This window comes from Roseateles paludis (assembly GCF_039872745.1).
Lineage (GTDB): Bacteria > Pseudomonadota > Gammaproteobacteria > Burkholderiales > Burkholderiaceae_C > Pelomonas > Pelomonas paludis.
Window position 1 is genome coordinate 252,290 of record NZ_JBDPZD010000005.1, and the last position, 14,661, is coordinate 266,950.

The window sequence follows — 14,661 nt, forward strand, 5'->3', positions numbered from 1 at the left end:
GCACAATGACCGGCATGATCGACATCGACGTCCCAACGCCGCTGCTGGGCGGCATCAGCCCCGCCACTTTCATGCGGCGGCATTGGCACAAGAAGCCGCTGCTGGTGCGCGGCGCCGTGCCCCCCGTTTCGCCCGTGACACCGCAGGACATGGCGCGCCTGGCGGCCAGCGAGGACGTGGAGTCCCGCTTGGTCTCGGCTTTCGACGGGCGCTGGCGCCTGCGCCATGGCCCCATCGCCCGTCTGCCTGCCCGCAGCAAGCCGGGCTGGACCTTGCTGGTGCAAGGCCTCGACCAGCATGTCCCTGCGGCCCGCCAGTTGCTCGACGCTTTTCGCTTTGTGCCCGAGGCGCGGCTGGATGACCTGATGGTCTCCTATGCCAGCGATGGCGGCGGTGTGGGGCCGCACTTCGACTCCTACGACGTTTTCCTGATCCAGGTGGCCGGCCAGCGCCGCTGGCGCATCGGCCGACAGCCGGACGCCAGGCTCAAGCCCAATATGCCGCTGCGCATCATCGAGAACTTCCAGCCTGAAGCCGAGTTCCTGCTCGGCCCCGGCGACATGCTCTACCTGCCGCCGCGCTGGGCGCACGACGGCATTGCCGTGGGCGATGGCTGCATGACGGCATCGGTGGGATTCCGGGCGGGCACCCAGGCTGAACTAGCGGCCGAGTTGCTCTCGCGGCTGGAGCCCGCCAGGGCCACTGCCGAGCGGCGCTACGCCGACCCGGGCCAGCCCGCCGTGCAAGCGCCGGGCGAGGTGCCCGCAGCCCTGCAGGCCTTTGCCCGTGAGGCCGTGGCGGCTGCGCTGGCTGCGCCCCAGGCGCTCGATCAGGCTTTGGGCGAGTGGCTGACCGAGCCCAAGCCTCGCGTCTGGTTTGATGCGGGTGGCGACTGGCAGCCTGGTCAGGGCGTCAAGCTCGATCGCCGCAGCCGCATGCTTTTCGATGCCAAGCATGTGTTCCTGAACGGCGAGAGCTATCTGGCCCGGGGCCGAGACGCCCAGATCATGCGCAAGCTGGCGAACGAGCGATCCTTGTCGGCCCGCGAACTGCAGCGCCTCTCGCCGGGCGCCCAGGAGCTGGTGAGCCAGTGGGCCGAAGCTGGCTGGCTGCATGGGGAGGGCGCATGAGCGAATCCAGCGCGTTCGAGGGCCGGCTGGCTTTCCAGGATGCGGTGCTGTCCTTGCTCGCCTGGGCCGGTGAGCACCAGGCGCGCAGCATGGCCGCCTTTGACCCAGACTTTGCCGATTGGCCCTGGTCCCGGCCGCAGGCCCTCGAAGCCCTCCAGCGCTGGGCGGGCAGGGGGCGCCAACTGAAGCTGCTGGCGCTGCACTACGAGGCTTTGCTGCAGGGCCAGCCGCGCTTCGTGCGCTGGCGGCGTGACTATGACCACCTGGTCGAAGCCAAAGCGATCCCCGACGATGCTCCCGAGCAGGAACTGCCGGTGGCCCTGCTGCTGATAGACGGGGGCGAGGCGGGTGTTCGCGGCTTGCGGCTACTCGAAAAGGCCCGCTGGCGGGGCGTTTTGTTCACTGACCAAGCCACGTTCAGCCAAAACTGGCACTGGTTTGATGCAGTAGCGCAACGTTCACCCGACGCATTCCCGTGCACCACGTTAGGTCTGTGAAAGGAAACCGGTGTGAGCCCCCTATAATTGCGGGCTAGGCGAGGGAAGCGCTCGAGGTTTTCCGCGTCTTGTTCTTCCGGGAATGGTGGGTTGCTTGAATGTACAGCGACATCGCCGTTACCCAAGATTTGGTGTGCACCGTCTCTTTAATCCTTTGAGGACAAGTATGAATAAGTCGATCGTTTTGGCTTCCCTGGTCGCGCTGGTGGCCCTGACCGCTTGCGGCAAGAAGGCTGAAGAAGCTGCTCCGGCCCCCGCTCCGGCCGCCTCCGCCGCTCCGGCCGTTGAAGCCGCTTCGGCTCCCGCTAGCGCCGCTGACGCTGGCTCGGCGCCCGCCGCTGACGCTGCTTCGGCCGCCTCTGCCGCCAAGTAATCGCAGTCCCGGTTTTGCAAGAGCCGCCAAGGTGCAAGCCTTGGCGGCTTTTGTTTGGGCCGACGCTTTTGCTGAGCACCAATGAAAACGCCCTCCGAAGAGGCCGTTTTCATTGGTGCGGGCTGAATCAGCGCAGGTCTTCCATGAGCAAGCCCAGGATGCGCTTGGCATCGTCATTGGACTGCGGCTGACCCCGTTCATCCAGGATGCGGACGGTGGTCTTGCCGGCGTCGGTCTTGACGGAGACACGGTAGCGGTTCGGGGCCACGGACTTGGCGCCAAACCACTTCATGATGAAGTTGGGCTCTTCCTGGCCGGCCTTCTCGGGGTCGGCGTAGCGCAGGTAGAACAGGCCGGCGCTGCGGTCACGGTCTTCGATGGTGAAGCCATGGCGGTCCAGCGCCAGGGCGACGCGGCGCCAGCCGCGATCGAAGGGCTCGTTCAGGGTCAGGAACTCAGGCACTTCGCTGAGCGGAATGCGCTTGCGGAAGTCGGGGCCAGGCAGGCTGCCGGCGGGCCGGGCAGGCGTCGGCGCGGCGTCTGCCGCAGCCAGCTTGACCTCTTCGGCTCGTCCGCCGAGTTTCAACATCAGGCGCGAGAGCATCTCGGCTTCGAGCTGCGGGTCCACGGGACGGGCTTGCCACGCGGTCTGATCACGGTTTTGCGTGGTGTAAACCTCTTGCATGCCGCGATGGCTGATGTAGATGTCAGTGCCGCCACTGGGATTGCGCTCGACCCGGGTGCGGTACATGTCGCGCTCGCCGGTCGAGTAGAGGCCATCAAACAGCTTGCCGATGGTGGAGCGGATGATGTCCTGGGGCAGCTTGGCGCGGTTCTCGGCCCAGCCGGTCTCCATGGAGCCGATGTCGGCCTGTTCCTTGGCAATCTCCAGGCCACGCTCTTGCCAGAAGGCACGCACCTGAGGCCAGACCTGCTCAGGCGTCTGCGAGGTGTGCAACCAGCGCTCGCTGCCGGATCGCTCGATGCGGATGTCGCCGACCGAGGCAGGCGCCACGGTGCCGGCCGCGACGGTTTGCAAGCCGGAAGGTGTCGGGCCACGCACTGCATTCAAGGCCGACGCGGTGATCGCGCCATCCTGAACCTGGGCGCGGTTGTCGCGCGCCAGCTGGCTGAGGTCCGGGGGCACTTCCAGGCCTTGGGTCTGGCGGGCGTTGGTGCGGTAGTCGACCTTGTCGGTCGGGAACATGCTCTCGATCGTGCTGCAGGCGCTGAGCGACACGATCAGAGCCACCGCTGCTGCGCGAACGGCCGAGACGGTGAACGGGGTATGGGACATCACGCTGGGAATCTCCGGGTGGGGCGGCCAAGGCCGCCCAGGCAGTCGCGCATTAGACCAGAGCAGATCACTGTCAAAGCTCAGCGCAAGCCCGCCTCGGTGAGCGCTTGGCCAACAGCCGCCTGGCCTGCGGCCGTGAGCGGCGTGAGCGGCAAGCGTAGGTGCTCGCCGCACAGACCCAATTGATGCATGGCCCACTTGGCCGGTGCTGGACTGGGTTCACAGAACAGTTGCTTGTGCAGACCGAGCAAACGCAGGTGAATTTCCCGAGCGCCGATGGCGTCGCCGGCCAGCGCCTTTCGGCACATGTCGGCCATGGCGCGGGGCGCAACGTTGGCCGTCACACTGACATTGCCATGTCCGCCCAGCAGCATGAGGGCGATGGCCGTTCCGTCATCGCCCGAGTAGATGTGGAAGCCCTTTGGCGCGTGCTTGATCAGGTAAGCCGCCCGCTCAATGTTGCCGCTGGCTTCCTTGATGCCGAACACCCCGGGAAGGCCAGCGCAGCGCAAGGTGGTGTCCGGGAGCATGTCTGCCACCGTCCGCCCGGGGACGTTGTAGAGCATGGTCGGAAGATCCACCGCCTCGGTGATGGCCTTGAAGTGCTGGTAGATGCCCTCTTGAGACGGCTTGTTGTAGTAGGGCACCACAGACAGTGAGCAGTCAGCGCCGACCTGCTTGGCGAAGCGACTGAGTTCGATGGCCTCACGGGTCGAGTTGGCGCCGGTGCCGGCCATGATGGGGATGCGACCAGCCGCATGCTCGACAGCGGTCTTGATGATCTGGCAGTGCTCCTCGACATCCACGGTGGGCGATTCACCCGTGGTGCCGACGACGCAGACGCAGGCCGTGCCCTCTTGAATGTGCCAGTCGATCAGGCGCTTGAGCGCCGGGTAGTCGACGCTGCCGTCCTCAAGCATGGGGGTCACGAGGGCGACGATGCTGCCGGTAAAGGGAATCATGGGGAGAGTAGGGGAGTCAGTCGGGCGATTTTATGGGCGCCCGCCCTGTCAAAGTTGCGGCCACCGGGCCGCAACGCGCTGGACGAAGCGGGCGTTGACACCGCCAGGGCCTGCGGGCTCGAACACGTCTTCAAACGCGGTGACGTCCCAGCCGCGCAAGTGCGTGAGCAACTCGGCGCGCTGGAGCAGAAAGTCGGGCCGGGAGGGGCGCCCGATGCGCTGCTGTCCGTTTGCAAAGGTTTCGTAAATCAGGCTACCTCCGGGCGCCACGCTGGACATAAGCGTGCCCAGCAAGGGGCGCCACAGGTAGTTGCACACCAGCACCAGGTCGAACGTCTGACCAGCCAGGGGCCACGAGCCGGCTTCGATGTCGGCCACGATGACGTCAGCCACCGCGCGTAGCGGCTCGATGGCCTCGGCATCACGGTCCACGCCGGTCACCTGCCAGCCTTGTGCGGCCAGCCAGCGCAGGTTGCGCCCACTGCCGCAGGCGACGTCGAGGCAGCTGCCGCGCTGCGCGGGGAGGTGATCCTGCAGCCAGCGAGACGGAGCCGTCATCCGACGCAGGACCAAACGTAGTCGGCCAACCGGACCATGACCCCGGGGCGCAGGTAGGCGAGCGCCACCAGCAGCAAGACGGCGCCAACGGCTACGGCGACCCAGGCCGATCTCACGCGGCCGCCATCCTGCGAATCGGCGACTCGCGAACCGGCAGGTTGATCAAGGCGGCGAACACGCCCAGCGCCACCGCCAGCCACCACACCACGTCATAGCTGCCCGTCGCGTCATAGAGGCGGCCGCCCAGCCAAACGCCGAGGAAGCTGCCCACCTGGTGGCTCAGGAAAACGAAGCCGCCCAGCATCGACATGTGCGCCGGGCCGAAGATCTGCGCGATCACGGCATTGGTTGGCGGCACGGTGGACAGCCACAGGAAGCCGATCACGGCCGAGAACAGGTAGACCGACATCGGCGAGAGGGGCAGCGTCACGAAGAGCGTGATGGCTACCGCTCGCAGGGCGTAGATGCCGGAGAGCAGGTAGCGCTTGGGGAAGCGCTGGCCCAGCATGCCGGCCGCATAGGTGCCGAAGATGTTGAACAGGCCGATCAGCATCAGCGCGACGGTGGAGACCTCCAGCCCCAAGCCCTTGTCGCGCAGATAGCTGGGCATGTGGACGCCGATGAACACCACCTGGAAGCCGCAGACGAAGTAGCCCAGCATCAGCAATTGGAAGCTGCGGTAGCCAAAGGCCTCGCGCAGAGCGCCAAGAATGCTCTGCCCCCCGACGACGACGGGCCGCTCGGGCTCGCGCACCCCCAGGGCCAGTGGCAGGATGAGCAGTGCGCTGCCGGCCAGCAGCCAGAGCGCCATTTGCCAGCCGAGGTGGGAGATCAGCAGGGTCTCGATGGGGATCATGGCGAACTGCCCGAAGGAACCCGCCGCCGCCGCCACGCCAAAGGCCCAGGAGCGGCGCTCGGGCGCAACGGTACGACCCAGCACGCCGTAGATCACGGCGTAGGTGCAACCGCTTTGCGCCATGCCGATCACGACGCCGCAGCCCATCGTGAAGGCCCAGGGCACAGCGGCCACCGACATCAGCACCAGCCCCAGGGCGTAAAGCAGCCCGCCACCGATCAGCACCTTCCAGGCGCCGTAGCGGTCGGCCAGCATGCCGGCGATGGGGCCAGCCGCCCCCCAGGCCAGGTTCTGAATCGCGATGGCGAAGGAGAAGGTCTCGCGCGTCCAGCCGCGCTCCGTGATGATGGGCTGCAGCCAGAAGCCGAAGCCGTGACGGATGCCCATCGAGAGCGTGACGATGAGGGCGCCACACAGCAGCACCTGCTGGGCGCTGAGGGTGCGGGATGGGGTGGTGGCTTGCATCCGCCGGAATGTAGCCAAGCGCGCCGAATCCCGCTGGGCGCAGGGGTCGATTCAGCGTGCCTTGGCGCTGGCCGGGCGGGCCGACTTGGCCGCAGGCTTGGAGGCGGGTGGTTTGGCGGCTTGCTTTTTGCTTCCCGCCTTGCCGGCCTTTTTGCTGCCTGCCGCCTTCTTGGGCGGCTCAGCCGTGGAGGCGCTGGCCAGGCTGCTGGCGGCGGCCACCTGGGCCAGTTGGGTCAGCAGCCGCCCTTGCTTGACGCGCAGCAGGGGCTGGTCGAGGTGAGACAGGTCTTCCAGCGGGTCGCCAAGCAGCAGCAGGAAGCTGGCTTCGCAGCCGGGCTCGAAGCAGCCCAGCCGCCGCTGCGGGAACAAGGCACGTGGCGTGTCGCGCGTGGCCAGGCGCAGCAGTTCGGGCCGGGGCAGGGCGCCAAGCTGGTCTAGAGCCTTCACTTCGGCCAGCGCGGTGCCCATGAAAACGTCTGAGCCGATCAGCAACTTTGCGTGGGCCATTTGCAGCCGCGCAAGGTTCTGGCGTTGCACGGTGCGCAGCGCCGCCAGCATCTCGGGCGCGGGCTGGAAGAGCTCGGTCGCGGCCACCGTGGTGACGATGACCGTGCCTTGGCGGGCAGCCTGCTCGGCACTTTCCTGGCTGATGAGGAAACGCTCGGGCGGGTCGCCCAGGGGGTTGGCGTAGCCGGGCAGGTGAACGATCCAGTCCACCCCGGCGGCCAGCGCGGCGTCAAAGTCGGCGGCGCTCTCGACATGGGCGGCCACCTTCAGCTGGTCGGCGTGGGCGCGGCGCGTCAGGGCGCTGAGGGTCTCGGGCGACAGGCCGAGGCGGCCAAACATCTCGGGCCGGCCGCGCAGTTCGGGGCGCTCATGGTGGGCCAGCACGGCGCGGATCATGCCGCCGGCCGCGCGCTCGCGGATGGCGGGCCACTGTGCGTCCAGTTGCTCGGGGGTGTCGAGCAGCACCAACTGCTGTTGCTGGCGGGCGGTGTCGGGGGTGGCGTCCTTGAGCAAGGTCGCCAGCGGGTAACCGTCGCTGGACGTGACGCAGGCGGTCACGAAGTTGACGTCGGGCGCCGCCGGCTGGTCGGCCAGGGGGCGCACCTCGGCCACGCTGGTGGGGTCGCCGCAGAGCATGGCGGCATAAAACACGCCCTCGTCGAGGTAACGCTGCGCAAACTGTTGCCAGCCCCAGGCGGTTTGCAGGTTGTGGTTGTGGGCCTCGGCCAGCGGGGGGATCAGCACCTGGCCGCGCAGGTCCATCTTGCGGTTGACCTTGGCGGGCTTCTTGGCGACAAAAACACCGCCCTCGATGTAGAGATTGCCGCGCTGGATCTGGCGGCCATCAAACCAGCGCGCGCCCTTGAGCTCCCAGGTCAGCGGGGCACTGGCTTCATAGGGCGCCTCGGGCGGCGGACTCTGGGCGGTGGCCGGGCCAGCAGCCACGGCGGCCAGGGCCAGCAGCAGGGGGCCACGCAGCAAGGAGAAGAAGGAAACCGGCAAGGGCTGGCAATTCTTGGGAATGGCGGGCGATGCTACCTTCATAGAATCCCGCCCCTATGGCCCCGCGAAACCCTGTAACTTCATCCAGTGCTTCTTCGCCCGACGGGTATGGCGAAGCGTCCATCCGCGTCCTGAAGGGGTTGGAACCCGTCAAGCAGCGGCCGGGCATGTACACCCGCACCGAGAACCCCCTGCACATCATCCAGGAGGTGATCGACAACGCGGCGGACGAGGCCCTGGCGGGTTTTGGCAAGCGCATCGACCTGACCGTGCATGCCGATGGGTCCGTCTCCGTGGCGGACGACGGCCGGGGCATCCCCTTCGGCCTGCATCCCGAGGAAGGCGTGCCCGTGGTGGAGATCGTCTTCACGCGTCTGCACGCCGGTGGCAAGTTCGACAAGGGCTCAGGCGGTGCCTATAGCTTCTCGGGCGGTTTGCACGGCGTGGGGGTGTCGGTCACGAATGCGCTGGCCAAGCGGCTCGAAGTGGCCGTCTGGCGCGACAAGCAGGTGGCCGGCATCGCCTTTGAGCATGGCGATGTGGTGCAGCAGGTGGTGACGCGGCCCATGGCCGGTGGTGACCGCAAGCAGGGCACGACGGTGCGCGTCTGGCCCGAAGCGAAGTATTTCGAGAGCGCCGAGCTGCCCAAGAACGAGCTGATCCATCTGCTGCGCTCCAAGGCAGTGCTGATGCCGGGCGTCACCGTGACGCTAAAAATCGAGAAGACCGGCGAGACGACGACTTGGCTCTACAAGGGCGGTCTGCGCGACTACCTGGGCCAGGCCATGAGCGCCGACCCTTTGATCCCGCTCTTCGAGGGTGAGCAGTTCGCCACCGCCGGCGAGAGCGAGAACTTTGCTGAAGGCGAGGGCGCCAGCTGGTGCGTGGCGTTCACTGAAGACGGCGCGCCGATGCGCGAGAGCTACGTCAACCTGATCCCGACGGTGGCGGGCGGCACGCACGAGTCCGGCCTCAAGGACGGGCTCTTTGGCGCCATCAAGAGCTTCATCGAGATGCACAGCCTGCTACCCAAGGGTGTGAAGCTGATGCCCGACGACGTGTTCTCGCGCGCCAGCTTCGTGCTCTCTGCCAAGGTACTGGACCCGCAGTTCCAGGGCCAGACCAAGGAGCGCCTCAACTCGCGTGACGCGTTGCGCCTGGTGTCTAGTTTTGTGAAGCCAGCGCTGGAGCTGTGGCTGAACCAGCATGTCGAGCATGGCAAGAAGCTGGCTGAGCTGGTCATCAAGCAGGCCCAAACCCGACAGCGTGCGGGCCAGAAGGTCGAGAAGCGCAAGGGCTCCGGCGTCGCCGTGCTGCCGGGCAAGCTGACCGACTGCGAAAGCCGCGACCTGCTGCACAACGAGATCTTCCTGGTCGAGGGCGACTCGGCCGGCGGCAGCGCCAAGATGGGCCGCGACAAGGAGACCCAGGCCATCCTGCCCCTGCGCGGCAAGGTGCTGAACGCCTGGGAGGTCGAGCGCGACCTGCTCTTCAAGAACAACGAGATCCACGACATCTCGGTCGCCCTGGGCGTGGACCCGCATGGCCCCAGTGACAGCCCCGACCTCTCGGGCCTGCGCTACGGCAAGGTCTGCATCCTCTCGGACGCTGACGTGGATGGCTCGCACATCCAGGTGCTGCTGCTGACCCTGTTCTACAAGCACTTCCCCAAGCTGGTCGAAGCCGGGCATGTGTTCGTCGCCCGTCCGCCGCTCTACCGGGTGGATGCACCGGCGCGCGGCAAGAAGCCGGCCGCCAAGCTCTATGCGCTGGATGAGGGTGAGCTGACCGCCATCCTCGACAAGCTGCGCAAGGAAGGCGCGCGCGAGGGCGCCTGGAGCATCAGCCGCTTCAAGGGCCTGGGCGAGATGAGTGCCGAACAGCTGTGGGACACCACGCTCAACCCCGAGACGCGCCGCTTGCTGCGGGTCCAGGTGGGCGAGGCCGGCGTGGACGCCACGACCGACCTCTTCAACCGCCTGATGGGCAAGGGCGAGGCCTCGTCGCGCCGCGAGTTGATGGAGCTGCACGGCGATGCGGTGGAAGTGGATGTCTGAGCGGCTCCTACCTTGGCTGCTGGTGGGGCTGGCCTGTCTGGCCGGTCCGGCCCAGGCCGAGCTCTGGGGCTTTGTGGATGGCGCCGGCGTGGCCCATTTCGCCACGCGCCAGATGGATGCGCGCTTCCTGCCTGTCATGGGCCGCGTGCAGGCCATGCGTGTGCCGGGCAAGCTGGATGGCGCGCCCTCGCTCGTCACCTGGCTGGACATCGCGCCCGAGGTCAAGGCCGTGCAGCCCTGGGTGCGTGAGGCGGCTCGCGCGCACGGGCTGGACCCCGACCTGCTCAAGGCCGTGATCGCCGTGGAATCGGGCTACCAGCGTGATGCCGTGTCGCCCCGTGGCGCGGTGGGCCTGATGCAGATCACTCCCGAGACGGCCAGCCGCTACGCCAATGCCGCCGAGGCCGCGCGCCTGCGTGAGCCCCGCATCAACATCGAGACCGGCGCGCGCATGCTGGCCGACCTGCTGCGCCGCTTTGGCCGCATCGACACCGCCCTGGCGGCCTGGAATGCCGGCGAGGGCACGGTGCGCCGTGCCGGCAATCGCATGCCCGACATCGACGAAACCCGCGCCCATGTGCACCTCGTGCTCGAGTTGTACTGGGCCTTGCTGCAGCGCAGCCAGCCGGCTCACGCGCAGTACATCAAGCATCACGGATGACCCAGCAGACCACGATCGACTTCGGCAGCCCGGCGGCTGACGATGACAGCAACCAGTTGGCGCTCGCCGCCTACGCGCAGCAGGCTTACCTGGAGTACGCGCTCAGCGTCGTCAAGGGCCGCGCCCTGCCGGCCTACTCCGACGGCCAAAAGCCCGTGCAGCGGCGCATCCTTTACTCCATGCAGCGCATGGGCCTGGGCTGGAGCGGCAACAGCGGCGCCAAGCCCGTCAAGGGCGCCAAGGTGGTGGGCGATGTGCTCGGCAACTTCCACCCCCACGGCGACCAGTCCGTCTATGACGCCTTGGTTCGCATGGCGCAGGACTTTGCCCAGCGCTATCCGCTGATCGACGGCCACGGCAACTTCGGCAGCCGCGACGGTGACGGCGCCGCCGCGATGCGCTACACCGAGGCGCGCCTGGCGCCCATCGCCCGTTTGCTGCTGGAGGAGATCGACGAAGGCACCGTCGACTTCCGCGCCAACTACGACGGCACCACGCAAGAACCCATCGACCTGCCGGCGCGCCTGCCCTTTGTGCTGCTCAACGGCGCCAGCGGCATCGCCGTGGGCCTGGCGACCGAGGTGCCCAGCCATAACCTGCGCGAGGTGGCAGCGGCCGCCGTCGCGCTGATCCGCGACGACAAGCTGTCGGATGACGAGCTCTTTGCCCTGCTCCCTGGGCCGGACTTCCCTGGCGGCGGCCAGCTCATCAGCGCGCCTGAGGAAATCCGCGCGGCCTATGCCAGCGGCCGGGGCAGCCTCAAGCTGCGGGCACGCTGGAAGGTCGAGGACCTGGCGCGCGGCCAATGGCAGATCGTCGTCACCGAGCTGCCCCACGGCACCAGCAGCCAGAAGGTGCTGGAAGAGATCGAAGAGCTGACCAACCCCAAGGTCAAGCTCGGCAAAAAGGCGCTCACGGCCGACCAACTGCAGCTCAAGGCCAGCGTGCTGGCCGTGCTCGATGCCGTGCGCGACGAATCGAGCAAGGACGCTGCGGTGCGTCTGGTCTTCGAGCCCAAGAGCCGGACCGTCGAGCAGCAGGACCTCATCAACACCCTGCTGGCCCACACCAGCCTGGAGAGCAGCGCCCCGGTCAACCTGACCATGATCGGCGCCGACGGCCGCCCGGTGCAGAAGAGCCTGCGCCAGATCCTCGTCGAGTGGATCGGCTTCCGCCAGGACACCGTCCGCCGCCGCACCGAGCACCGCCTGGCCAAGGTCAACGACCGCATCCATGTGCTGGAAGGTCGGCAGCTGGTGCTGCTCAATATCGACGAGGTGATCCGCATCATCCGCGAGTCCGATGAGCCCAAGAGCGCGCTGATTGCCCGCTTCCGGCTCTCCGACCGCCAGGCCGAAGACATCCTCGAAATCCGCCTGCGCCAACTGGCGCGGCTGGAAGCCATCAAGATCGAGCAGGAACTCTCCAACCTGCGCGACGAGGCCGCCAAGCTGCAGGACATCCTGGGCTCGGCCACGGCGCTGCGCCGCACCGTCATCAAGGAGATCGAGCAGGACGCCAAGCAGTTTGGCGACGACCGCCGCACCTTGATCCAGGCGGAAAAGCGCGTGGTCGCCGAGGTCAAGATCGTCGACGAGCCCGTCACCGTGATCGTCAGCCAGAAGGGCTGGATCCGGGCGCTCAAGGGCCACGAGGTGGACGTGGCTGCCCAGACCTTCAAGGCGGGCGACGGGTTGTGGGGAGCCTTCCGGTGCCGGTCCGTGGACCCGCTGATCGTGATCGGCTCGAATGGCCGGGTCTATTCGGTGCTGGTCTCGACGCTGCCTGGCGGACGCGGGGACGGCCAACCTATCACCACCCTGATCGATCTGGAGGCGGGGACGCAGATTGCGCACTACCTGGCCGCTGCCCCGGCGACTCAGCTCGTGCTTGCCGGAACACAAGGCTACGGACTGATCGCCCAGGTTGCGGACCTGGTGAGCCGCCAAAAGGGGGGCAAGACCTTCCTGACGCTGGAAGCCGGCGAGGCGCCTTTGTTGGCGCTGATCCCGCCGCCTTCTCCGGCCGCCACGCAATTGGCGGCCCTGGCGAGCTCCGGCCGTTTGCTCAGCTTTGCCCTCGACGAGCTCAAGCATCAGCCCAAGGGCGGGCGCGGCCTGACGCTCATGGACCTGGATGCCAAGGAGCGCCTGCTTGCGGTCGCTTGCTTCTCGAACGCCCTGCGGGTGATCGGGACAGGGCGAGGTGGCAAGGCCAAGGAAGAGCTGCTGAAGGCCAGCGCCCTGGTCCAATTCGCCGGAAAACGGGCCCGCAAGGGCAAACCTGTTGAGGGCTTGACCCGGGCGCTGACCTTGAGCGTTCCATCCAGCTGATTGAAAGCCGACACACAGCTGAAACGCTTGCCATCCTTGGATGCAGTCGTTACTTCGCCATGCTGCTTGTCACGATTTGTCCCCCTTAGATGGGGGTCTCCCCCTAGCTTTATGCTGCCCTGCAGCGAGAACTAAGTCTCGGTTCAGGCAGACTGGCGTCATTGGAGTTTGCCCTAGGTGGGCTTAGGAGTAGCAAATGAAGTTGTCCTCAACCTTGCAACGCTTGGCCGTAACGGCCGCGCTGGTTGCTGCGCCTGCAGCGTTTGCAACCAGTTTCATCACCTCGGTTCCCTCCGGTGGTTCCATCGACGCGAGTGGCCCGACTTGGGCCGTCCTCAGCCACGCCCCCGTTGCCAAGGGGCCCTTCGGCGACACCTGGGCCCTGCATTTCGACACGGCCGTCAGCTTTGCGGCTGAAGCGAGCTCGATCAAGGTGAGTGGCTTCTCTGCAGGCCTGTACGGTTCCGACTGGTCGCCGATCGCAATGCTGCCGGTGGACGAGTGGACGCCGTTGGCCCTGGCCTCTGGTGACTACTTCATTTCGGTCACTGGTACTGCTGTGAAGTCGGTCCTGGCGAGTTCCTACACGGTTTCGGTGTCGGCTGTGCCGGTGCCTGAACCCGAAACCTACGCGCTCTTCGCCGCTGGCCTGGGCATCGTTGGCTTCGTGGCCTCGCGCCGCCGCCGCGATCACTGAGTCGACGACGGGCGATCAAACCCCATGCGGGGGTGCTGGCGGGAGCCGGCACCCCCGTTTGCATTGCGGCCGCGGGCAGGGAACCAGATCTCGCGTTGCACCCAGCGGTGCAGCGGGACGGCGCGTGGGTTGGTGCGGTGCTGGGTCAGGTGGTCGAGCAAGGCCGCGTCGCGCACACAGGCCTGACTGCCGAACTCACGCAACGAGTCCTGGCGCTTGGCCTCGCGCTGCAGGCGGCCCAGGGGCTCACCGAGGCAGCGCTCGATGTCGGCCAGCACGACCCAGCGGCAGCCGTCCTCGGGGTCGTCGTGGACGCGGACCGTCTGGCCTCGGAAGTTGAAGTGGCGGCCCTCGATGTCGCGCAGCGCTGCGCCCTTGATGGCCTGGTAGGCCCAAGCGGCCAATTGACGCAACTCGGGCAGCAGCGCGCGGCCCCAAAGCAGGCCGACGACCAAGGGGAATAGCGGCCCGTTGAGGCGCAGCGATAGCAGGGTGCCGCCCACTGCCAGCGCAACTCTCAGGCCCACGCCCCAGCGCCGATGCCAGCGTGCCAGGCCCTCCGCCGTGAAGCCGTAGCGCGGGCGCTGATGCGGCATCAGAAGTTCAGGCTGCGCACACCGTCGGCACCGCCAAGCAGGCAGCGCTTGGCCTTGTGGCGGGCAAATACGCCCACGGTGACCACGCCCGGCCATTGGTTGACTTCGGTCTCGAAGGCCAGGGGCTCGGTGATGGCCAGGTCGTGCACGTCGAGGATCTGGCAGCCGTTGTCTGTGACGACGCCCTGGCGCAGCACGGCCCGCCCGCCCAGCAGGGCGAAGCGGCGGCTGAGCTGGGCCGCAGCCATGGGGATGATCTCCACCGGCAGCGGGAAGCGTCCCAGGGTTGTGACGAGCTTGGATTCGTCGGCAATGCAGAGGAACTCGTCGGCCAGGTCGGCGACGATCTTTTCGCGCGTCAGGGCCGCACCGCCGCCCTTGATCATGTAGCCGTCGTAGTCGATCTCGTCGGCGCCGTCGATGTAGAGCGGCAGGCGCTCGACGGTGCTCGCGTCAAGGACCGTATAGCCCCTGGCCCGAAGGCGGGCCGTGGAGCGTTCGGAACTCGACACGGTGCCGGCCAGGGCCATGCCGTTGTCGGCCAGCGCATCGATGAAACAGTCGACCGTCGAGCCCGTGCCAACGCCGAGGATGGCACCGGCAGGAACATGGGCGAGGGCGGCTTGGGCGACGAGTTGTTTGAGTTGGGCGGCATCCATGGCGAGATTGT

General features: G+C 67.2%; 12 protein-coding genes and 1 pseudogene. 6 read left to right on the forward strand and 7 right to left on the reverse strand.

Annotation, left to right across the window (positions count from 1 at the left end; all coding sequences use genetic code 11):
• Nucleotides 1-17 precede the first annotated feature (17 nt).
• Nucleotides 18-1,130 carry a JmjC domain-containing protein gene (locus ABDJ85_RS16700; RefSeq protein ID WP_347705964.1) on the forward strand — a complete coding sequence of 371 codons (1,113 nt, stop codon included), beginning with the start codon at nt 18-20 and terminating at the stop codon, nt 1,128-1,130.
• A gap of 89 nt (nt 1,131-1,219) precedes the next feature.
• Nucleotides 1,220-1,627, forward strand: coding sequence for a hypothetical protein (locus tag ABDJ85_RS16705; protein ID WP_347705926.1), 408 nt, complete (start codon nt 1,220-1,222; stop codon nt 1,625-1,627).
• Nucleotides 1,628-2,127: 500 nt separating this feature from the next.
• Here the strand turns inward: ABDJ85_RS16705 and bamC are convergent, their stop codons facing one another.
• The 5 genes from bamC to ABDJ85_RS16730 all read right to left on the reverse strand — a co-directional run bounded on the left by bamC (nt 2,128) and on the right by ABDJ85_RS16730 (nt 7,647).
• On the reverse strand, nt 2,128-3,297 hold the full coding sequence (gene bamC, locus ABDJ85_RS16710; protein ID WP_347705965.1) for an NlpB/DapX family lipoprotein: 1,170 nt from the start codon (nt 3,295-3,297) through the stop codon (nt 2,128-2,130).
• Nucleotides 3,298-3,377: 80 nt separating this feature from the next.
• Nucleotides 3,378-4,259, reverse strand: a complete 882-nt coding sequence (gene dapA / locus ABDJ85_RS16715; RefSeq protein ID WP_347705927.1) for a 4-hydroxy-tetrahydrodipicolinate synthase — start codon at nt 4,257-4,259, stop codon at nt 3,378-3,380.
• 48 nt (nt 4,260-4,307) lie between these two features.
• Nucleotides 4,308-4,817 (reverse strand): class I SAM-dependent methyltransferase, encoded by a 510-nt coding sequence (locus ABDJ85_RS16720; protein WP_347705928.1) that lies wholly within the window; start codon nt 4,815-4,817, stop codon nt 4,308-4,310.
• Nucleotides 4,818-4,929: 112 nt separating this feature from the next.
• On the reverse strand, nt 4,930-6,138 hold the full coding sequence (locus ABDJ85_RS16725; RefSeq protein ID WP_347705929.1) for an MFS transporter: 1,209 nt from the start codon (nt 6,136-6,138) through the stop codon (nt 4,930-4,932).
• Nucleotides 6,139-6,189: 51 nt separating this feature from the next.
• Nucleotides 6,190-7,647: an amidohydrolase family protein gene (locus ABDJ85_RS16730; RefSeq protein WP_347705930.1), complete on the reverse strand. Its 1,458-nt coding sequence runs from the start codon at nt 7,645-7,647 to the stop codon at nt 6,190-6,192.
• A gap of 56 nt (nt 7,648-7,703) precedes the next feature.
• Between ABDJ85_RS16730 and ABDJ85_RS16735 the strand changes: the two genes are divergently transcribed.
• From ABDJ85_RS16735 to ABDJ85_RS16750, 4 genes and pseudogenes are all read left to right on the forward strand, one after another.
• Nucleotides 7,704-9,704 (forward strand): DNA topoisomerase IV subunit B, encoded by a 2,001-nt coding sequence (locus ABDJ85_RS16735; protein ID WP_347705931.1) that lies wholly within the window; start codon nt 7,704-7,706, stop codon nt 9,702-9,704.
• Nucleotides 9,697-10,365: a lytic transglycosylase domain-containing protein gene (locus ABDJ85_RS16740; protein ID WP_347705932.1), complete on the forward strand. Its 669-nt coding sequence runs from the start codon at nt 9,697-9,699 to the stop codon at nt 10,363-10,365. Before ABDJ85_RS16735 ends, ABDJ85_RS16740 begins: the two co-directional genes overlap by 8 nt.
• Nucleotides 10,362-12,698, forward strand: a complete 2,337-nt coding sequence (gene parC, locus ABDJ85_RS16745) for a DNA topoisomerase IV subunit A (protein ID WP_347705933.1) — start codon at nt 10,362-10,364, stop codon at nt 12,696-12,698. Before ABDJ85_RS16740 ends, parC begins: the two co-directional genes overlap by 4 nt.
• Nucleotides 12,699-12,933: 235 nt before the next feature.
• Nucleotides 12,934-13,395: pseudogene (locus ABDJ85_RS16750) on the forward strand (FxDxF family PEP-CTERM protein); the annotation flags it as partial.
• Here ABDJ85_RS16750 and ABDJ85_RS16755 read toward each other — a convergent pair.
• Both ABDJ85_RS16755 and rpiA read right to left on the reverse strand, forming a co-directional pair.
• A complete protein-coding gene (locus ABDJ85_RS16755) occupies nt 13,389-13,991 on the reverse strand; it encodes a hypothetical protein (protein WP_347705935.1) in 603 nt (200 codons plus the stop codon). The pseudogene ABDJ85_RS16750 and the gene ABDJ85_RS16755 overlap by 7 nt on opposite strands.
• Entirely contained in the window at nt 13,991-14,650 is a 660-nt protein-coding gene (gene rpiA, locus ABDJ85_RS16760; RefSeq protein WP_347705936.1) for a ribose-5-phosphate isomerase RpiA, read from the reverse strand. Before rpiA ends, ABDJ85_RS16755 begins: the two co-directional genes overlap by 1 nt.
• Nucleotides 14,651-14,661 lie beyond the last annotated feature (11 nt).

What these genes read in the sequence shown, in the direction of transcription:
- ABDJ85_RS16705 (WP_347705926.1), top strand. Translation starts at nt 1,220, where the DNA reads ATGGCCGCCTTTGACCCAGACTTTGCCGATTGGCCCTGGTCCCGGCCG.
- bamC (WP_347705965.1), bottom strand. Translation starts at nt 3,297, where the DNA reads ATGTCCCATACCCCGTTCACCGTCTCGGCCGTTCGCGCAGCAGCGGTG.
- dapA (WP_347705927.1), bottom strand. Translation starts at nt 4,259, where the DNA reads ATGATTCCCTTTACCGGCAGCATCGTCGCCCTCGTGACCCCCATGCTT.
- ABDJ85_RS16720 (WP_347705928.1), bottom strand. Translation starts at nt 4,817, where the DNA reads ATGACGGCTCCGTCTCGCTGGCTGCAGGATCACCTCCCCGCGCAGCGC.
- ABDJ85_RS16725 (WP_347705929.1), bottom strand. Translation starts at nt 6,138, where the DNA reads ATGCAAGCCACCACCCCATCCCGCACCCTCAGCGCCCAGCAGGTGCTG.
- ABDJ85_RS16735 (WP_347705931.1), top strand. Translation starts at nt 7,704, where the DNA reads ATGGCCCCGCGAAACCCTGTAACTTCATCCAGTGCTTCTTCGCCCGAC.
- ABDJ85_RS16740 (WP_347705932.1), top strand. Translation starts at nt 9,697, where the DNA reads ATGTCTGAGCGGCTCCTACCTTGGCTGCTGGTGGGGCTGGCCTGTCTG.
- parC (WP_347705933.1), top strand. Translation starts at nt 10,362, where the DNA reads ATGACCCAGCAGACCACGATCGACTTCGGCAGCCCGGCGGCTGACGAT.
- ABDJ85_RS16755 (WP_347705935.1), bottom strand. Translation starts at nt 13,991, where the DNA reads ATGCCGCATCAGCGCCCGCGCTACGGCTTCACGGCGGAGGGCCTGGCA.
- rpiA (WP_347705936.1), bottom strand. Translation starts at nt 14,650, where the DNA reads ATGGATGCCGCCCAACTCAAACAACTCGTCGCCCAAGCCGCCCTCGCC.